Annotated in this window: 17 protein-coding genes and 1 riboswitch; of the genes, 8 read left to right on the top strand and 9 right to left on the bottom strand. The window is 67.8% G+C overall.

The window, feature by feature from the left end; genetic code table 11:
- Positions 1-36 precede the first annotated feature (36 nt).
- Positions 37-101: riboswitch (guanidine-III (ykkC-III) riboswitch) on the top strand.
- Positions 102-111: 10 nt separating this feature from the next.
- The 3 genes from LKD76_RS12360 (at position 112) to LKD76_RS12350 (ending at position 3123) form a co-directional block, all read left to right on the top strand.
- Complete coding sequence (locus LKD76_RS12360) at positions 112-426, top strand: DMT family transporter (protein WP_227981238.1); 315 nt, start codon at positions 112-114, stop codon at positions 424-426.
- A gap of 102 nt (positions 427-528) precedes the next feature.
- Positions 529-1476 carry an alpha/beta hydrolase gene (locus LKD76_RS12355; RefSeq protein WP_227981237.1) on the top strand — a complete coding sequence of 316 codons (948 nt, stop codon included), beginning with the start codon at positions 529-531 and terminating at the stop codon, positions 1474-1476.
- Between the two features lie 426 nt (positions 1477-1902).
- The gene (locus tag LKD76_RS12350; protein WP_227981231.1) at positions 1903-3123 is read left to right on the top strand and encodes a fatty acid desaturase family protein; all 1221 of its coding nucleotides are present in this window, start codon (positions 1903-1905) and stop codon (positions 3121-3123) included.
- Positions 3124-3161: 38 nt separating this feature from the next.
- On the opposite strand, the gene LKD76_RS12345 is transcribed toward LKD76_RS12350, so the two are convergent.
- Positions 3162-3974: a nucleotidyltransferase domain-containing protein gene (locus LKD76_RS12345; protein WP_227981229.1), complete on the bottom strand. Its 813-nt coding sequence runs from the start codon at positions 3972-3974 to the stop codon at positions 3162-3164.
- Between the two features lie 424 nt (positions 3975-4398).
- Between LKD76_RS12345 and LKD76_RS12340 the strand changes: the two genes are divergently transcribed.
- Positions 4399-4833, top strand: coding sequence for a hypothetical protein (locus LKD76_RS12340; protein WP_227981228.1), 435 nt, complete (start codon positions 4399-4401; stop codon positions 4831-4833).
- Positions 4834-4933: 100 nt separating this feature from the next.
- A complete protein-coding gene (locus LKD76_RS12335; protein WP_227981227.1) occupies positions 4934-6832 on the top strand; it encodes a serine/threonine-protein kinase in 1899 nt (632 codons plus the stop codon).
- A gap of 45 nt (positions 6833-6877) precedes the next feature.
- On the opposite strand, the gene LKD76_RS12330 is transcribed toward LKD76_RS12335, so the two are convergent.
- The 7 genes from LKD76_RS12330 to LKD76_RS12300 all read right to left on the bottom strand — a co-directional run bounded on the left by LKD76_RS12330 (position 6878) and on the right by LKD76_RS12300 (position 13865).
- Complete coding sequence (locus tag LKD76_RS12330) at positions 6878-7171, bottom strand: hypothetical protein (protein WP_227981226.1); 294 nt, start codon at positions 7169-7171, stop codon at positions 6878-6880.
- Between the two features lie 137 nt (positions 7172-7308).
- Positions 7309-7740, bottom strand: a complete 432-nt coding sequence (locus LKD76_RS12325) for a hypothetical protein (RefSeq protein ID WP_227981225.1) — start codon at positions 7738-7740, stop codon at positions 7309-7311.
- Positions 7741-7794: 54 nt separating this feature from the next.
- On the bottom strand, positions 7795-7950 hold the full coding sequence (locus LKD76_RS12320; protein WP_227981223.1) for a DUF6131 family protein: 156 nt from the start codon (positions 7948-7950) through the stop codon (positions 7795-7797).
- Between the two features lie 125 nt (positions 7951-8075).
- Positions 8076-9755 carry a dihydroxy-acid dehydratase gene (gene ilvD / locus LKD76_RS12315; RefSeq protein WP_227981220.1) on the bottom strand — a complete coding sequence of 560 codons (1680 nt, stop codon included), beginning with the start codon at positions 9753-9755 and terminating at the stop codon, positions 8076-8078.
- A 37-nt stretch (positions 9756-9792) separates the two neighbouring features.
- On the bottom strand, positions 9793-10854 hold the full coding sequence (locus tag LKD76_RS12310) for an FAD-dependent oxidoreductase (protein WP_227981218.1): 1062 nt from the start codon (positions 10852-10854) through the stop codon (positions 9793-9795).
- A 130-nt stretch (positions 10855-10984) separates the two neighbouring features.
- Entirely contained in the window at positions 10985-12931 is a 1947-nt protein-coding gene (locus LKD76_RS12305) for a glycoside hydrolase family 15 protein (protein WP_227981216.1), read from the bottom strand.
- 322 nt (positions 12932-13253) lie between these two features.
- Positions 13254-13865 carry a TetR/AcrR family transcriptional regulator gene (locus LKD76_RS12300; protein WP_227981215.1) on the bottom strand — a complete coding sequence of 204 codons (612 nt, stop codon included), beginning with the start codon at positions 13863-13865 and terminating at the stop codon, positions 13254-13256.
- A gap of 99 nt (positions 13866-13964) precedes the next feature.
- Between LKD76_RS12300 and LKD76_RS12295 the strand changes: the two genes are divergently transcribed.
- Positions 13965-15308 carry a cytochrome P450 gene (locus LKD76_RS12295; RefSeq protein WP_227981213.1) on the top strand — a complete coding sequence of 448 codons (1344 nt, stop codon included), beginning with the start codon at positions 13965-13967 and terminating at the stop codon, positions 15306-15308.
- 55 nt (positions 15309-15363) lie between these two features.
- Here LKD76_RS12295 and LKD76_RS12290 read toward each other — a convergent pair whose 3' ends face one another.
- On the bottom strand, positions 15364-17565 hold the full coding sequence (locus LKD76_RS12290; protein WP_227981212.1) for an acyl-CoA dehydrogenase family protein: 2202 nt from the start codon (positions 17563-17565) through the stop codon (positions 15364-15366).
- A 363-nt stretch (positions 17566-17928) separates the two neighbouring features.
- Between LKD76_RS12290 and LKD76_RS12285 the strand changes: the two genes are divergently transcribed.
- Together LKD76_RS12285 and LKD76_RS31835 are read left to right on the top strand one after the other, a co-directional pair.
- The gene (locus LKD76_RS12285; RefSeq protein ID WP_227981211.1) at positions 17929-18417 is read left to right on the top strand and encodes a hypothetical protein; all 489 of its coding nucleotides are present in this window, start codon (positions 17929-17931) and stop codon (positions 18415-18417) included.
- A 126-nt stretch (positions 18418-18543) separates the two neighbouring features.
- Entirely contained in the window at positions 18544-18666 is a 123-nt protein-coding gene (locus LKD76_RS31835; RefSeq protein ID WP_255659977.1) for a hypothetical protein, read from the top strand.
- Positions 18667-18698 lie beyond the last annotated feature (32 nt).

Below are 18698 nucleotides of genomic sequence, written 5' to 3'. Positions count from 1 at the left end.
AGCTTGCCTCGTTGCGTGAAGTTTGCCACGGTAGAGGCAGACCCCGTGACAGGGAGTTCCGGACGAGGGAGCCGTACCCGGCGAGCGACAAGACGGCCGGAAGGACTCGTCATGGCCTGGCTCGTTCTGATTCTGTCCGGCGTGCTCGAAGCGGTATGGGCGATCGCCCTCGGCAAATCCGAGGGGTTCAGCAGGCTGCTGCCGTCGGTGGTGTTCGCGGTGGCGCTGACCCTGAGCATGACCGGACTGGCGATCGCCATGCGCCAGCTCCCGATCGGCACCTCGTATGCGGTGTGGGTCGGCATCGGCGCGGTACTGACGGTGACCTGCTCGATGATCACCGGAGCCGAAACCACCTCCCCGCTGAAAGTTCTTCTGCTGCTGGGGATCGTGGGATGTGTGGTCGGCTTGAAGGTTCTGCACTAGCACGGTCGGCGCGCCGAGCGCCCCTCCTGCGCCGCGCGCCGTGCTTCGGGCACCGCCTGTTTTCCCGCGCGACCAAAGCGGCGCCGGGAGCTGTGCGCCGGCGTGACCGGCACCGCCACCGCCGCACCCCGGACAGCCCGGGTGGTGTCCGTGGAGCAGATCGGCGACCGGCAGCAGCGGGTAGCCGTCTACTCCCCCGCCATGGACCGCCCGATTCCCCTGCTCGTCGTGCGCGCCGCCGCCGCGGCCCCGCGTCCCACGCTGTATCTGCTCAACGGTTCCCAGGGCGGCCCGAACCAGAGCGGATGGGATGCGCAGACCGACGCGTTGGACTTCCTGCGCGACAGGGATGTCAACGTGGTGAACCCGGTCGACGGCGCCAGTTCGTACTACACCGACTGGATGAACGACGATCCGGTTCTGGGTCGCAACAAATGGCAGACCTTCCTCGACGACGAACTCCCGCCGGTGATCGAGGACTTCCTCGGAGCCGACGGCAACCGCGCGCCGGCGGGTGTTTCGATGAGCGGCACCTCGGTACTCGATCTCGCCATCGCCAGGCCCGGCTTCTGGAAGAGCGTGGCCTCCTACAGCGGTTGTGCGCAGACCTCGGATCCGATGGGCCACGAGTTCGTCCGGCTGACCGTGGAGAACTGGGGTGGCGGTCGCAGCGTGGAGAATATGTGGGGGCCGGCCGGCGGGCCGCTGTGGCGGGCCAACGATCCGCTGGTCAACGCGGACCGATTGCGCGGTACGGCCGTTTATCTGAGTTCGGGTAGCGGTATGCCGGGCGCGCCCCACGACACCCCGGGTGACCGGCGGGTCGCGGAGGGAAGGATTCCGTTGCCGGTGCAGATCGTCTTCGGCGGGCCCATCGAGGCGGCGGTGCATCTGTGCACCGCCAACCTCACGCGGCGACTGCATGAGCTGAATATTCCCGTGACAGTGGATGATCGGCCGGTCGGGACCCATTCCTGGGGCTACTGGGAGGACGACCTGCACCGGTCCTGGCCCTTCCTGGCCGCATCGATCGGCAGCCGGGAGGGCTGATCGGGCCCACCCGGCCGGCGCCGAGCTCGGCACACGACTCCGCGAGAGCCTCGAACATGCCGGTCAGGCCATGTTTTCGCGCCGCGACATGGACACCGGTGACAGGTTCCCGTAGGTTCGAAACAGACACCCGGTCTCGTGCAGCGGACGGTAGGCCGTCGAGGGCCGACTGCCGCTTCCCATCCGGAGACGGGATGATCTGCATGACCACCGAGCATTGGATATTCGGCCCGCTTCGCGCGGCCGGGGTGTGGTGGAATACATTCCGCGACACGCGTCTACGCGTGCCGGCCGAACGCGTGGTCAGTGTTCTCGATCGTTTCGAACGGCTGCTCAGAAGTGGATTCTGAACACCGATTCGCCGTCGTCACCGATCGGTGAGGGCGCACTGCTCCACCTGCTCGCGCAGGTCCGGGAAAGGAACACATGGCTATTGCCGACGTCGCGGCCTACGCACATCTGAGCGACGCCGACATCACCGAACTCGGTCGTGCACTCGACGCGATTCGGCGTGACGTCGAGGACGGCAGAGGAGCGCGCGACGCGGCGTATATCCGCCGCACGATTGTCTCCCAGCGTGTCCTCGACGTGGCAGCCCGGATCATGATCGCGGTAAGCCGAGGCAGAGTCGGTTGGGCGCTGGGAGTGACCGGGCTGACGCTGGCCAAATGTGTGGAGAACATGGAAATCGGCCACAACATCTGCCACGGCCAATGGGACTGGATGAACGATCCCGAAATCCATTCCAGCACATGGGAATGGGATATGGCGGCACCGTCGTCGCAGTGGCGTTACGCACACAACGTCCGACACCACGTCTATACGAATGTGCTCGGGATGGACGACGATATCGGCTTCGGGGTCATGCGCGTGACCCGCGATCAGCCCTGGCGCGCGTACATGATCCTGCAGCCGTTGCAGAACCTGCTGTTGGCCCTGACCTTCGAGTGGGGCATCGCGTTACACGGGCTCTACGCCGAATACGAACGCTCGGACGGACGTGCGGCCCGGTCCGGCCACACCACAGCGTTCCTGGGCAAGGCGGTCCGGCAGATCGGGAAGGACTACGTGCTGTTCCCCGCTCTGACCGGCCGCCGGTGGCGGCGGACCCTGACCGCCACCGTCGCCGCCAACATAGTGCGAAACCTCTGGGCGCATACGGTGATCTTCTGCGGACATTTCCCGGACGGCGCGGAGAAGTTCACCTCCGGAGTGGTCGAGCGGGAATCCGAGCACGAGTGGTATCTGCGGCAACTGCTGGGCAGTGCGAACTTCACCGCCGGCCCCCTGCTGGCCGTCCTGAGCGGGAACCTGTGCTATCAGATCGAGCACCACTTGTTCCCCGACCTGCCCAGTAATCGCTATGCCGAAATCGCGGTACGCGTGCGGGCACTGTGCGAGAAATACGATCTGCCCTACACCAGCGGTTCACTGCCGCGTCAGTATCTGCTGGCGATGCGCACCGTCCACAAGTTGGCGGTTCCGGACCGATTCCTGCGCGCCGACTCCGATGACGCCCCGGAGACGGCGTCGGAGCGTAAATTCCCCGTTCCCGCCCCGCCGGCCCACGGGGAGGACAACGCTGTGCGAGGCCGCCGCGGATTGCGCACCGCACTGCGCCGACCGGCGCAGCGGCGCGCGTCGTAGAACCGGTCCGCGACAATGATCGAAGGAGAGCACGGCGATCATCCGGCCCCGGACGATGGCGGCGGTTCGCTGCGCACTGTCGATTCCACTTCGACGGCCACCCAGGACAGGAACCGTCGCACCTCGGCGGCCGGGAGCTCATCGGGGCTCGATCGAGGCCGGTCGAAGCTGGCGAGCGCGAGGTCGACGAGCGGCCGGAAACGCGCTGCGGTGAGCCGGATATCCTGTGCGGCGGCATATTTGGCGAACCAGCGTCCCGTGCGGCAGAACATCACCGAGCGGCAGCCGTTGAGGACCTGATTGTCGGCCAGGTGCCCCTCCCCGGTGGCATGCTCGCGCACCGAAGCCGATACCGCCGCCAGCTGGTCGGCGCGCGCGGGCGCCCCGACGACCTGCCGCACGGGGCGACCGTACAACAGCCGTCCTGCCTGATAGGCGACACCGCGATCGATCACGTACCAGAACGCGGGCGACTGCGCCGCATCGACGCTGACCCGATGGGGCAGCAGCGGGCCGGTGTTGAGATCGAGACGGTACCCGGCCCGGTCACAGCGCTGACCGATGACATCCGCGTCGTACAGCACCAGTTCCAGACCCGCTGCGGGACAATCGAGATCGGTCAGCGCCTCGGCCAGCTCGAGCAGTGCCGCGTCCGGCAGCGCCGGATCGGCGACCACCGTGATATCCACATCACTGCGTCCGTGCCGGTAATCGCCCAGAGCCAGCGAGCCCACGGCGAAGATGCTCACCAGCTGCGGCTCGCACACGATCCGGGTACGCCGGACGAGCTCTCGCAGGTACGGACGCAGTTGCGCGGGCAGGGACCGTGGTCCCACGAGTGAGGCGGCCATCCCACCAGCATCGCACCGATCGGGGGTGGACTCGATCCGGCACGTGACGCACCCGCGGCGGATCCGGTGGAATCCGAAGGCAGCTCACCGAATCCGCCGCGCGCACATCAGAGCAGCAAACCGACGACCCCGGTGATGATGGCGCCGAGATTCGAGACGAGGGATCCGATAACCGCGACGAGTCCGCTGGACAACAGCGTTCCTTTCTCCCGAGCAGTGCTTTCCGACAGCAGCGTCTGGTATTCGAGGTATCGAGCCGGCCGGATGGGTCGGCCGCGAGCCGCTGCTCCGGCGCCGCCTCGCGGGCGCCCAGCCGCACATGCCCGGTTCGCCTGCCGCGACTCCGCGCGGCGAACTTTGAGAATGACCTGAGAAGTTCGCTGCGACTATCACCCCGACGTCGCGCAGAAACGAATCTGGATATGTGCGCGCCCGTGATGTGGAGATCGGGCACACCTACGTGGTGCTGGTCCCCCACCGACTGCCGACCGCTCGCTATCCCGACCGCGACCGGCTGGGCACACACATGTGGGCGGCCGGCCTGCTGATCGGCGCCCGGTTCCGGCTGACCGTCACCGGCATCGACCACAGTGCCACCCCGGTCACGGCCGAGGGCCTGCGACTGATCGAGCGCTCCTCCATCGACATCGAGCTCAGTGACCGCCAGGCCATCGGTCTCGGCCTGCCACCCGGCCAGCGCTACCGTGTCACCGGATCGCTGGTCGACCGCCACGGCCGCCCCGCCCGGGTCCCGTCGATCGAGCCCACGTGTGTGCCGGTGCGCTGGCTCCGCCCCACCGACGATCCCCACCTGCAGCGACACACTCATCGCGACGCTGACCACTGGCCCTACATGTGAATCGTGCGCGGGCGCTCGCCGCTCATCGCGGATACGCCGGAGGCGGCTGTGCGCGATAGAATTCACCATGTCTCGGAGTCACACCTCGGAGTAGCCGGTCATGGGCACCCGACCGGAAGATGACGGCACCGCCGCCTTCGATCCGGCGGCGCATACCGCGCCGCAGCCGATCAGCGAGCGGCCGGCTGCGCCCGAGCTCGACGAGGATCTCGAACCCGGCCGGCGCATCGACGACTTCGACCTGCTGTTGGAGCTGGGCCATGGGGCCTTCGCGACGGTGTTCCTGGCACGGCAGCGATCGATGCAGCGCTTGGTGGCCGTGAAGATCTCCACCGATCACGGCACCGAACCACAGACTCTCGCCCAGCTCGACCACGAATCCATCGTCCGGGTGTACGACCAGCGCGTGCTCCCGGATCGGGGCCTGAAGCTGCTGTACATGCAGTACGTGCCGGGCGGGACGCTGGCCGCGGTGCTGAAACGGGTCCGTGCCACGGCACCGCAACGACGCGGCGGTCAGCTGCTACTGGACGCCGTCGACGAGGCATTGGCGGAGAAGGGCGAGATACCCACCTCGGGCACCCGGGCACGCGACGAGATCGCGAACCTGTCATGGCCCGAGACGGTGGCCTGGCTCGGACGCCGGCTCGCCGGAGCCCTCGACTACGCCGAACGGCGCGGTGTGCTGCACCGCGACATCAAACCGGCGAATGTGCTGCTCTCCGCTTATGCCGCACCGAAATTGGCCGATTTCAACATCAGTTTCAGCGACCATGTCGCGGGCAGCAGTCCGGTCGCGTACTTCGGCGGATCGCTGGCCTATATGTCCCCCGAGCACCTCGAGGCGAGCCATCCGCAGCTGCCCGGCACGGTCGACGACCTCGATACCCGCAGCGATATCTACGCGCTCGGCGTCATGCTGTGGGAGCTGCTGGCCGGGCACCGGCCGTTCCCCCCGATCGAGGCGAAGGATGCTCGGACCTCCGTCGCGCAGCTACTGGCACTGCGGCGCCGCCCGATCGCCTCCCGCTTCCTCGATGATCTGCCCGCCGACTGCCCGGCCTCGCTGCGGCGTGTGCTGTTGACCTGTCTGGCGCCGCAGCGAACCGATCGGTGGGCCAACGGCGCGGAGCTCGCGCAGCAATTCGAGCTGTGCCTGGACGCCCGTGCCCGCGATCTGGTCGACGCCCCGGAGCCCGGCCACCGATTCGGCGGGCCGCTGTGGCCGATCCCGATTCTCGCGATCGCCATCGCCGTTCCGAACGTGGCGGCGGCCGGGTACAACTATCACTACAACAAAACGCTGATCGTCAGCAAGCTCACGCCCGAGGCCCAGCAGTCCTTCCACGATGTCGCTCGGGTGCTCTACCCGCTGGCCATCGCGGTGGCCACCATCCTGATTCTCTACACCTCGCGTCACCTCATCCGAATATCCGTCGGCCTGCACAGGGGACGGAAGTATCCCGACGCGACCCTCACCCGGGCACGTATCGACGCGCTACGGCTCGGCAACCGGGTGGCGGAGATCGCCTTCGTGTTCTGGGTCCTCGGCGGCGTGGTGTTCCCCATAATGCTGAACCTCGTCGCCGGGGGCGTTCCGCACGGCACCTACGCCCATTTCCTGTTGTCGCTGGTCGTCTGCGGCGCCGTCGCGCTGGCGTATCCGTACTTCGCGATCACCTGGTATGTGGTGCGGTTCCTCTATCCGATCTTCCTGGCGCACGGGCGATCCGACGCCGCCGACGTCGAACATCTGCGCCGCCTCGCCCGGCACACCGGCTTCTACCTGACCGTGGCCGCCGCCGTACCGCTGGTCGGGGTCACCGGCATCACCTTCCTGCCGACCTCGGATATCGACGCCATCATCGGGGCGGTTCGCATCCTGTGCGTCGGCGGCATCATCGGCTTCGTTCTCGCCTATGTGTCCTACGGCGTGATCGAGAAGGATCTCCAAGCGCTCGAACGCGTGGCCGCCGCATCCCGCGCCGACACGGCCTGATCGTTCCCGTGCTGCCCGTGCCCGACGAGGTGACCGTCGCCCGCACTACCTCGACCGGGGCCCACCGACGGTCGGTTCCGTCCGGCGGGCGCATTCCAATTCGACCCAGCGGCAGATGATTTCGACGATGTACTCGCGCTCACGGGGGTCAGATCGTGGCCCTTGGCGATACCGTGCGTTCGCCGCAGACAGCTGCGGCGGCACGTGCCGGCGCAGCACCGCCACTCCACGCAGTGCGACGAACTCCACCTCGGGCGCGCGCAGGTGGAACGTCGCCCGGAACGGGTGCCGGGCGATCTCGCCGAGGCGAGCATCGAGGGTCGCGCGGTCCAGTGTCACGACGCCGGCCTAGGTCGACGGTCCGACACCCGCGCCCGGCCACCGCCGGACACCGGCGCCGTCGGGCAACGCCGGAGGTCGTGTGGCGAATGCGGTACCGGACGACGGTGAGCCGACAGAGCGCGCCGGATCCGAACTCACCGACCGTCGGCCCGGTGGTTCCCGCGTGAGCCGGGTGGCGTCCGATCGGGCTCGGCTCCTTCGCGCGCGCCGCGTGTGGCGGCGTCCGGATCGACCTCGTCGGCACGCTGGAATTCCTGTGCGAGTTCGTCGCGGGAGCTGACGGCATCGTGTCGGTGTGCCGCCGCCTGCTCCTTCAGGCCGGCCGCTTGCGCGGCCTTGATATCGGCCTCGGCCGAGGCCGCCCTGGCCTTCGCCGCGGTTTCATCGGCGAGAGCTTGGCGCTGACCGACCTCATGGGACTTCTCGGTCGCCTTCTCGCGAATCTCCGCCGCTTCGGAGCGGCGTTGTTCCCTGCGCTTGTTCACGACCACCCAGCTCAGCGCGGCGATGATCAGAACTGCGACGATCACGACAACAACGATCACGACGATTGTGGTGGTAGTCATCTCGACTCCTCGAACTCATTCGAGCCTGGCTGTGCGGCAGACATCGGAGCGGCGTCAGTAGTAGTACCGTCGCCCGCCGACCGAACGCCCCATTGCCCCCAGGGCCAGCAACACCAAACCGATGACGAGGACCACGATCCCGATGATCCAGACGACATGGATGTTCAGCAGAAACCCGACCACGAGAAGGATGATCCCGAGAATGATCATGTTCGATACCTGATTCGGCAGATGGAGCATCTGTGGGCTCTCCGGCGGTCTCCAAAGCTACCCACGGGCTACTCTTTGTAATGCCAACCCAACCACCGCACGCCCACCGTGTCAACGGTGTCGGATCAGCCGGTGACGGCTCCGTGGGCCGCGGAACCGACCAGCTTGCGGTACTTGGCCAGCACTCCCGAGGTGTACTTCGGGGCCGGTGGCTCCCAGCCGCTCCGGCGCGCGGCGAGTTCACCCTCGTCGATCTCGACATCGAGGATGCGGTTGGCGACATCGAGGACGATCGGGTCGCCGTCCGCGACGAAGGCGATCGGCCCACCGTCCACCGCTTCGGGGGCGACGTGGCCGACACACAAACCGGTTGTGCCGCCGGAGAATCGGCCGTCGGTGAGCAACAGGACATCCTTGCCCAGACCGGCACCCTTGATCGCACCGGTGATGGCGAGCATCTCACGCATACCCGGGCCGCCCTTGGGGCCCTCGTACCGGATGACGACGACATCGCCGGCCACGATCGTGCCGTTCTCGAGGGCGTCCATGGCCGCACGCTCGCCGTCGAACACCCGGGCGGTCCCGCGGAAGACGTCGGAGTCGAAACCCGCGCTCTTCACCACGGCGCCTTCGGGTGCGAGTGTGCCGTGCAGAATGGTCAGCCCGCCCGTCTTGTGGATCGGTCGATCGAGCGGACGGATGACGTCACCGTCGAGGCCCAACTCGATGTGCGACAGATTCTCGGCCATGGTCTTGCCGGTCACCGTCAGCGTATCCCCGTGCAGCAGGCCCGCATCCAGCAGCGCCTTCATCACCACCGGGATCCCGCCGACCCGGTCGACATCGTTCATGACGTAGCGCCCGAACGGCTTGAGATCACCCAGATGGGGCACCTTGTCACCGACGCGATTGAAGTCGGCGAGGGTGAGCTCGACTCCGGCCTCCCGGGCGATGGCCAGCAGATGCAGCACCGCATTGGTCGAACCGCCGAGCGCCATGACGACGGTGATGGCGTTCTCGAACGCCTCGAGGGTCAAGATGTCGCGCGCGGTGATACCGCTGCGCAGCAATCCGACGACGGCCTCACCGGACTTGCGGGCGTATTCGTCGCGGCGCCGGTCCGGGGCCGGCGGCGCGGCCGAACCGGGCAGACTCATGCCCAGCGCCTCGGCGGCCGAGGCCATGGTGTTGGCGGTGTACATACCGCCGCAGGCTCCCTCGCCAGGACAGATCGCCCGCTCGATCCGGTCGACGTCCTCCCTGCTGATCAGGCCCTTCATACACGCGCCGACCGCCTCGAAGGCATCGATGATCGTGACGTCCCGGCCGTCGACATTGCCGGGCAGGGTCGAGCCGGCGTAGAGGAACACACTCGCCAGGTCCAGCCGCGCGGCAGCCATCAGCATGCCCGGCAGGCTCTTGTCGCAGCCGGCGAGCAGCACCGACCCGTCGAGACGCTCGGCCATCATCACGGTCTCGACGGAGTCGGCGATGATCTCGCGGCTCACCAGCGAGAAATGCATCCCCTCATGGCCCATCGAAATCCCGTCGGAGACAGAGATCGTGCCGAACTCGAGCGGGTAGCCGCCACCCGTGTGCACGCCCTCCTTGACCGCCTTCGCCAGACGATCGAGCGACAGATTGCACGGGGTGATCTCGTTCCAGCTGGAGGCGACGCCGATCTGCGGTTTGCTCCAATCGTCGTCGCCCATACCGACAGCGCGAAGCATGCCGCGGGCGGCGGTCTTCTCCAGCCCGTCGGTGACATCGCGCGAGCGAGGCTTGAGGTCATGATCCGGTGCCATGTCGCAAGCCTACGGCCGGTGAAATCCGCGCTCCTGATCAGGCCGTTCGTCGGCGTGGCATCGCCCGCCGCGCCCTTTCCCGGTCGGCGGTGAGCTGCTCGCGCCGCCGCAGCATCGCCGCGGCGGGCGACGTGTCGCCGAGGACCGCGTCGAACACCGCCCGGGCGTCCTCGAGGGCGTCGCGAGCACCGACTCCGGCGGCCGGCGTGATGGCATGGTCGGCGTCGCCGATGAGGACGACCGAATCCCGCGGATCGCACGCCCGATCCAGCGGCACGTTCCGCGCGTTGCTGACGTGGACCGCGTCGGTGCGGGCCAGGAACTGCCCGACCAGCTCCCTGTTCGACGGCGTCGCGGCCGCGACGGTGTCGGCCCATTCGCCGACGGAACGCAGGCCGAGATCGTCGCTGTCGCCGGTCAGCGGCTCACGCGCGATTCGCACGAACCACAGCGCCACCGGATCGTCCGGACGCCAGATGTGCCCGAAAGTACTGGCGGCACTGCCGTCTTCGGCGATCTCGGCGAAGAAGTGCAGCACCGCCGGCGACGAGTCCGGCGGTGGATCCAGCGGAGCGCTCGTCATGCCGTAGAGCACCACGTCGCCGGCGTAGACCGGCGCCCGGTCCGGTTCGAACCGCGCTCGGACCACCGAATCGATCCCATCGGCGGCGACCAGCAGTCCGTCGACGGGCTCGATACTCGAATGGTGGTGCACCGCATGACCATCGGGACTCAGCGCGACATCGGTGACGGGGTCGCCGAAACGCAGGTCCGCACCGGAGTGCGCGACGAATTCCGACAGCACGCCCATCAGATTCCGGCGCAACCAGAACCGATGTCCCCGGCTGGGCATCGCGCTGTGCCTGCCCGAACTGTCGGCGTAGTCGAGCCCGGCCAGCGGATACGACACGTCGTGCAGCGCGTCTCGATCCACGCCCATCGCGGCCATCGCATCGTGTCCGCGACCGTCGATGAACAGGAACGCGCCCGCCCCGGGACCGGGGCGTTGCTGCTCGTAGACGACCGCCCGCCGCCCCCGCCGCGCCAGGCCGCCGGCCAGACAACTGCCCGCGATTCCGCCCCCGATGACGGTCGTCATACTCGAACCTCCTAGCGTTGCCGCTGTCGTCGCCGAGCCTCGATATCCGGGCCGGACTCTACCTGGGCGTCGCCGGGATGCGGAACCGGTTTGCCCGCAAACACTTTCGCCGACGGCAGTTCCGGCGCGGTCAGATGTGGATGTATCCGCCGTTGAGGGTGGCGTCGTCGAGGCGCGGCGCGATGGATTCCCCGCCGAGCGCACTGCGCAGTTCGACCTGCTCGTCCCGGATGACGTGCATAACGGCGTTGATCAGCGCCAGGTGCGTGAATGCCTGCGGATAGTTGCCCCAGTGCCGGCCGGTGCGGGGGTCGATCTCCTCGGCGTACAGGCCCAGCGGACTGGCGTAGCCGAGCAGCTTCTCGCACAGTTGCCTGGCGCGGTGCTTCTCGCCGATTTCCGACAGTGCGGAGACCAGCCAGAACGAGCAGATCGTGAAGGTGCTCTCGTCTCCGGCGCAGCCGTCGTCGGTTTCGTCGACGCGATAGCGCAGGACGAGCCCGTCGACGGTGAGCTCGTCCGCGATGGCGAGCACGGTATTGCGTACTCGTTCGTCATCGGGGGGAAGGAAGCGAACGAGCGGGATGAGCAGGGTCGAGGCGTCCAGTGCCGTACTGCCGTAGAACTGGGTGAACACGCCCCGCGAGTCGACGGCATTGGCACAGATGTCGGCGCGAATGTCGTCGGCGGCCTGTTGCCAGCGATCGGCCCGTTCGAAGTTCTGGTGGATGCGGGCCAGCCGTGCGCCGCGATCGGCGGCGACCCAGCACATCACTTTGCTGGACGTGAAATGTTGCGGCTCGCCACGTACTTCCCAGATCCCGTGATCGGGCTGACGCCACACCGCGAGCGCGCTCTTGACCGCCCAGCGCAGCAGCGGCCAGGTTCGCGCGTCGATCTGGTCCCGATGGCGGGCGTAGAGGTAGACCGCGTCCAGCGCCGCACCCCAAACATCGTGCTGGCGTTGGCGATACGCGTCGTTGCCGATACGCACCGGGACGGCGTTGTCGTATCCGCGCAGGTGGTCGAGCGTCTGTTCGGCCAGATTCGTCTCGCCACCGATGCCGTAGACGATCTGCATACCCTGGCCGTCCTCGGCCAGATTGATGATGTGGGAGAAGTAGTCGTTGGCTTCCCAGCTGAAGCCCAGCGTGTACAGACCCCACAGCGCGAACGCCGAGTCCCGGATCCAGGTGTAGCGATAGTCCCAGTTGCGCTTGCCACCCGGAGTCTCCGGCAGCGACGTCGTGGGGGCGGCGACGATGGCGCCGGTCGGGGCGAAGGTCAGACCCTTGAGGGTCAGCGCGCTGCGCGTGAGCTGAGCGCTCCACGGATGGTCGGGAAACCGGCCGCCCGCCAGCCAGTGCCGCCAATGGTGCACGGTACCGACCAGCCGCTCGTTGGCCTCTTCGACGGTTTCCGGAGCCGCCCGGCTGCCCCACGACAGCGCACAGAATCGAGTGTCACCGCTCTTGAGCAGGGTGCGGGCGACCGCGCGCGAACCTTCCAGCCCCAGACGCAGATCGGTGGTGAGGCGCAGCGGCAGATCGACACCGTCGGCACTCGCCTGGGCGACGTGGTAGCTGTCGAGATATTCCCACCGCGTACCGGCTCGGGCGTAGTCGAAGGCGGGCTGACAGTCGAGGACGAACTGGATCTGCCCGGTCTCGCAGTGCACGGTGCGCAGCAGGATATGTTCGGCGTCGTAATCGGTGGGTGCGCGCCGGTGGGCGCTGCGGCCGGGTTTCTGGTGTCGCCACGGCCCGACGAGCAGCACATCACGTACCGTCGCCCACCCTTCGCCGGAGCGCCAGCTCGTCTCCATGACCAAGGTCCCCGGAATATATCGGCGATCGGCCGCGGTCGCGATATCGGCCGGGGCGAAGCGAAACGATCCGGCCGAACGGTCGAGGATGGCCCCGAACACACTGGGCGAGTCCATCCGCGGCAGGCACATCCACTCGATCGCCCCGCTGGGCGCGATGAGGGCGGTCACCTCGGAGTCGGAGATGAACCCGTAGTCGTCGATGCGCGGAAAGGCCGTGACCCGGGGCGAATATTCCGGATGATCGTTCATGCCCCACTCGTCTCCTGGTCGGACTCTCGGGTGCCGCTTCTGATCGTATGCCAAGGATTTGCCGAATACCCACGGAAACGTCGGCCGGCGCCACCGCGGTGACTCACCCGTCGATCAGGGCATCGCGGCTGTTTTTTTCTCCGGTTCTCCACCGGGTATGAGCGACTCGACACGCGGAGCCTATAAATTAATGCGCATATCTCGGTAGTTCAATTACTCCCTGCGGGAGACGCCACCGGAACGGCACACTCCTCCCGGACCGCACGGCACACGCACTCACAGCCGGTGAGCGAGCGCGTAACCGGTTGCCCGCCCGGCGAATTCAGCGATAGAGGCCGCGCAGCGCACGGCAGGCGGATTCGATGATCTCCTCGGGGGCGGCCTCGATGGCGCCGTCGAGCCACGCTGTGACGAGTTCGGCCATACCGCCGATGAACAGCAGACCGGAGGTTTCGTCGGCGGCTCGGCTGCGGCCGGAATCGCCGAGCCAGGTGCGGACCTCGAGAGCCGCTTCGTGTGCCAGATGACGGAGCAATTCGGTTCGCCGCCGCCGCAATTCGGGGATCGCCACCGATTCGACGATCGCCACTCGGCCCTTGCGCGGGTCCGCGACCAGCAGGCGCACGAAGGCTCCGATCGATGCCCGCATGCGGGCCTCGGGATCGCCGCCGGCGGCGTCGGCGGCGCTGCGGCTGTTCTCCTCGATCTCGACCGCTATCTCGTTCAGGACGGCCTCGAGCAGGGCGTCGAGTCCGGTGAAACTCTCGTAGAAGTAGCGTTCGCTGAGGCCGGCCTCGGCGCAGACGGCGGTCATCGTGGTCCGGGTTCGCGGGTCGGCCCATACCGTCAAACCCGCTTCCAGCAGGCGAGACCGGCGTTCGGTGGCCCGTTCGGCGGCGGTGGCTCCGCGATAGACCCCTGATTGCACAGCCATGGCCCCAGCATGCCACAGCGGGATCCATCCCAAGGTTGACAGGACGCCCTTCCTGAATCAGGCTGTGACGTGAGCGCCATCACAGAGACGAGGTGTGCGATGACGGCCGACGCCCTGGACACCAGGCCGATCCCGACCCAGCGACGCGGCGACCGCGGCTATCCGCTGGTCGGGCAAGTGCTGGAGTTCGCCAAAGACCCCCTGGGGCTGTTCCAGCGCGAATGGGATCACTACGGTCCGGTCGCCCCCATGTACTCGCTCGGCCGGACCGCGGCACTGCTGCTCGGCCCGGACGCGTGCGGTGCGGCGCTACTGAACAAGGACGGCGCCCTGGCCAACGAACCGGCCTGGTCGCGGCTGGTCGGCCCGTTCTTCCACGGCGGGCTCATGCTCATCGATTTCGACGAGCACAAGCGGCATCGGCGGATCATGCAGCAGGCGTTCACCCGTCCGCGGTTGCAGGCCTACACCGAACGCCTGCACCCGGCGATCGAACAGGGTGTCGCGCACTGGGGCGAGAGCGAATCCTTCCCCGCCTACTGGAAACTCAAGCAGCTCACCCTCGATATCGCCGCCGACCTGTTCATGGGCGGCGCCGCGGACACCAGCGCGGCCGAGATGGCGCGGATCAACCAGGCGTTCATCGCCTGCGTTCAGGCCGCCGCCGGAATCGTGCGCGGCAACGTGCCGTTCACGCGCTGGGGTAGGGCCTACCGCGGCCGACGGGTGCTCGAAGATTTTCTGCGCCACTACCTTCCCGCGAAACGCGGCGAACAGACCGACGACATCTTCTCGGTGCTGTGCCATATCGAAGATGAGGACGGCGCCCGGTTCAGCGACGACGACGTGGTGAACCACATGATCTTCTTGATGATGGCCGCCCACGACACCTCCACCATCACCACCTCCACGATCCTGCAGTATCTGGGACAGCACCCGGCGTGGCAGGACCGGTGCCGCGCCGAGGCGGCGGCATTGGGCCCGGCACCGTCGATGGCGCAACTCGAGGGTCTGGAATCCATCGACCTGGTCATGCGCGAGGCGCTGCGACTACGCGCCCCGGTCCCGGTGCTGGTCCGCTACGCGGTGAAAGACACTGTGATCCATGGGGTTCGGATCCCCGCCGGCACCGATGTGGTCATCGGAATCCAGTTCACCCACCTGATGCCGCAGTACTGGACCGACCCGCACACCTTCGACCCGGACCGTTTCGGTCCCGACCGCCGCGAGGACAGATCCCACCGCTTCGCCTGGGAGCCGTTCGGTGGCGGCGCGCACAAATGTATCGGCATGCATTTCGGTGGATTGGAAGTGAAGTCGATCATGCACCGCCTGCTGCGCGACTACCACTGGCGGGTGGATCCCGCGTATGTCCCGCCGCTGGACTACCACTCCCTCCCCTTCCCCAAGGACGGTCTGCCCATCACCTTCGTCCGCAATTGAGCGCAGTCCCGCGCGCCGCCGGGCCGAATTCGGCGGCGCGCGACAGTGACCGGGGTTATTTCCTGGGCAGCCCCATGACGAGGGTGGCGATGGTGTTGAGCTGGATCTCCAGCGTTCCGCCACCGATCACCCAGCTCGGGATATCCAGTTCATGGTGGACGACCTCGGAGTGTTTTTCACTCAGCGCGGCGGCGGGACCGATGAGTTCGAGGGCGGCGGCCGCGGCGTCGGTGTGCAGCATGGAGGCCGCGGCCTTGGAAATACTGGTGGCGGGGCCGATTCCGTGACCGTCGAGACGGCGAATGGTCTCGCGCAGGTTCATCGCCGAGATGGCGGCTCCGCGCGCGCTGATCCGGCCCAGCGCCCGCAGCGCGTTCTCGCGGCTGCCCACGAACTCCGCGCGCTCGATGATGCCGACGATGCGGGCGTTGTGCCCGGGATCTCGGACACCGCCGATGAAAAGCCGTTCCTGGGCAAGGGTTTCCAGTGTCAGCGCCCAGCCCTGACCGACCTCGCCGAGAACCATGTCGCCGGGGACGAAGGCGTCGTCGAAGAACACCTCGTTGAATTCGGCGTTACCGCTGGATTGAGTGATCGGACGGACCGTGACACCGGCGCCGTGCATATCGACCAGGAACATGGTCAGGCCGCGGTGGCGTTCGGCGCCGGAGTCGGTGCGAGCCAGCAGCAGTCCCCAGTCGGAGCGATGAGCCAGCGTGGTCCAGATCTTCTGGCCGTTGAGCCGCCAGCCGTCGCCGTCCGGGGTGGCGCGCAGACTCAGCGAGGCCACATCCGAACCCGCCTCCGGCTCACTCATCAGCTGGCACCAGATCTCCTCACCGCGCAGGGCGGGAGCGGCCAGCCGTGCGAGCTGTTCGGGTGTGCCGCGCGCCAGCACGATCGGCACCACCCACTGGCCGATTCCCATGGAGGGCTGGGCGATTGCGTGCTTGTCGTACTCGTCCTGCAGGATCAGCTGTTCCAGTGGACCGGCTTCGATCCCCCACGGTCTGGGCATGGGCGGGGAGACCAGCCCCGAGTCCGCGAGCAGAGTGCGGCGGGGACCGGTATTGGTGGCGTCGTGGTCACCGATCTTGCCCGGGTTCGGATTGTCCAGGGCGGCGGCACGATCCAGGATCTCCGAGACCCAGTCGCGGAACGTGGAATCGGTTTCCGGCAGCGGCACCGCGAAATTGCGCGGTCCGCCGAGTGCGACCTCCCCGAGGCGCCGTTCCCAGCTCTCCGCGGAACCGCCCAGCCCGGCCAGCGAGATCGCCCGCCGCCAGTACAGATGCAGATCGTGCTCCCAGGTGAAACCGATGGCGCCGTGCAGGCACAGACATTCCACGGCCGCGTGCACGGCATTGCCGAGGGTGGTGATCGCGGCGCCGGCCGTCGCGTGCGTGCGCTGCGCGGGCTCGTCGGCGAGACCACGCACCGCGTCCCAGGCCGCCGCGGTGGCGAGTTCACTGGTGATCAGCAGCTGGGCGGCGCGGTGCTGTACGGCCTGGAAGGAGCCGACGGGGCGACCGAACTGCTTGCGCGCCTTCACATATTCGGTGGCCGTGTCCGAGCACCAGCGGATCACCCCGGCGGCTTCGGCGGCCATGAACGCGGTGGCGACCGCTTCGGCGTAGCCGGCATCGATGCCGGTGAGTTCGGTTCCGGCGGTATCGCGCAGCCGGACGACCGCGAGGTCGCGACCGAGATCCGATCCGGCACGCGCCTCGATCTCCACACCCGGCGCGCTACGTTCCACCAGGAACCAGCGGATCCCGTCGTCCTCGGAAGCGGCCACGAGGAGCACCTCGGCCGACGCAGCGCCCAAGACCGGGCCGGTCGCGCCGCCGAGCCCGGCATCGGCGATCCGCACCCCGTGTCCGGGATCCACGGTCGCAGCGGTCACCCCGGCGGCGAACCGCCGCAGCGCAAGACCGACCGGCTCGGTGGGTTCCGCCGACGCGACGATGGCGCTCGTGACCGCCGACGGGAGCAGCGGCCCGGGTAGCAGCGCCCGCCCGGCTTCGGCGAGTACCACCGCGATCTCGTCCAGGGTTCCGCCCTGTCCGCCCACCGCCTCCGGCAGATGCACACCGGGCAGTCCGAGGGCGACCAGTTCCGCCCAGAAGGCGGGCAGTTCGCCGGCGGCCAGCCGGTCGGTGTGCTTGCGGGTGTATTCGCGGGTGCTGTGGCGGTCGGCGAATCCACTGACGGCCTCCGCCAGCGCCGCCTGATCCACGGTCAGGGCTACGGGCACGATCTCTCACTCCGCTCGGCGTCGATACGCTCCCAGCACGGGCCGGGCACTCCGATTAGAACAGGTTCCACGACGTCGCGGGGTCGAATAGAAGTTCGGCCGATTCGGGGTGAGAGACGATCTCCGGTCCGCGTGATCGTGCCCGCGGTACTCCCCCACTCGGCCCCTTCCGGCGCCATTCGGAGGCGGCGAGCCACCACACGGTCGGTTGTCTGGGAATTTGCCGAATACCGAGCACGGACCCCCGCACAAGGTGACGATGAGGTGGTGACCGATCGAGAACCGCGTCCCCCGGCTGCCGGCCGCCGCCGAGTTCGCGCGGATGCGCCGATTCGACACGCTGCCACGACAGTTTCCGGTGAGATGAGCGCCCTGGCCACCGCGCGGCATCGAGCCCGCGCGGTGCGGCGGGCGTGGGTGGAGAGTCTGGGCCCCGGGGAGCGTTCAGCGGTGTGGGCGTGGGCCTCGTTCACGACGACATTCGCGGCCACGCGGGCCCTCACCCACTGGATCCGCGCGGGGCACGGCCCTTCCAGCGGCGGATTCACTGTGGGGGGCAGGCATTTCCATCACTACAACATCGGCATCGCGATGCTCGAAGCCGTGGGACTGGTGGCCTTGCGCGGAACCGAGCGCGCTCGCCGACATCCGGTGGTCGCCACCTCCTACGGCGCCGGTTCGGCGCTGATCGTCGACGAACTGGCCTTGCTCCTGGATCTCGAGGACGTCTACTGGGCCCGCGAGGGGCGCACCAGTGTCGACGCGGCGATCCTGGTGATCGGCCTCGGCGGCATGACCACCGCCGGATTCGAATTCTGGCCGCGGGCCCGTCGCGCCCTGCGGGGGCACTGACACCAACGCGGCCGACGGTACTGCCCCTTCCTGGACGTGCTGTGCGGTGGGACCGGGAATCCCCCGACCGATCTCGGTCCGTCCGGCACCACGGGGTCCGCTAATTGATTAGGTAGACTAAGCAATGTGGATCGACGGCCCGTGAACCCGCGCGCCCAGGTGGCCGCGACGGTGTCGGCCGCCGGCCTCACCAGGTACCGCCGCCCGACCGGGCAGCACACCACCTCCGTTCTCCAGGCCCATCCGTAGCAACCGAACGTTGCTCGTCATAGAACAAGGAG

The organism is Nocardia spumae (genome assembly GCF_020733635.1).
In the GTDB taxonomy this organism is placed as follows: domain Bacteria; phylum Actinomycetota; class Actinomycetes; order Mycobacteriales; family Mycobacteriaceae; genus Nocardia; species Nocardia spumae.
This window is presented reverse-complemented; position numbering and strand designations above follow the sequence as displayed.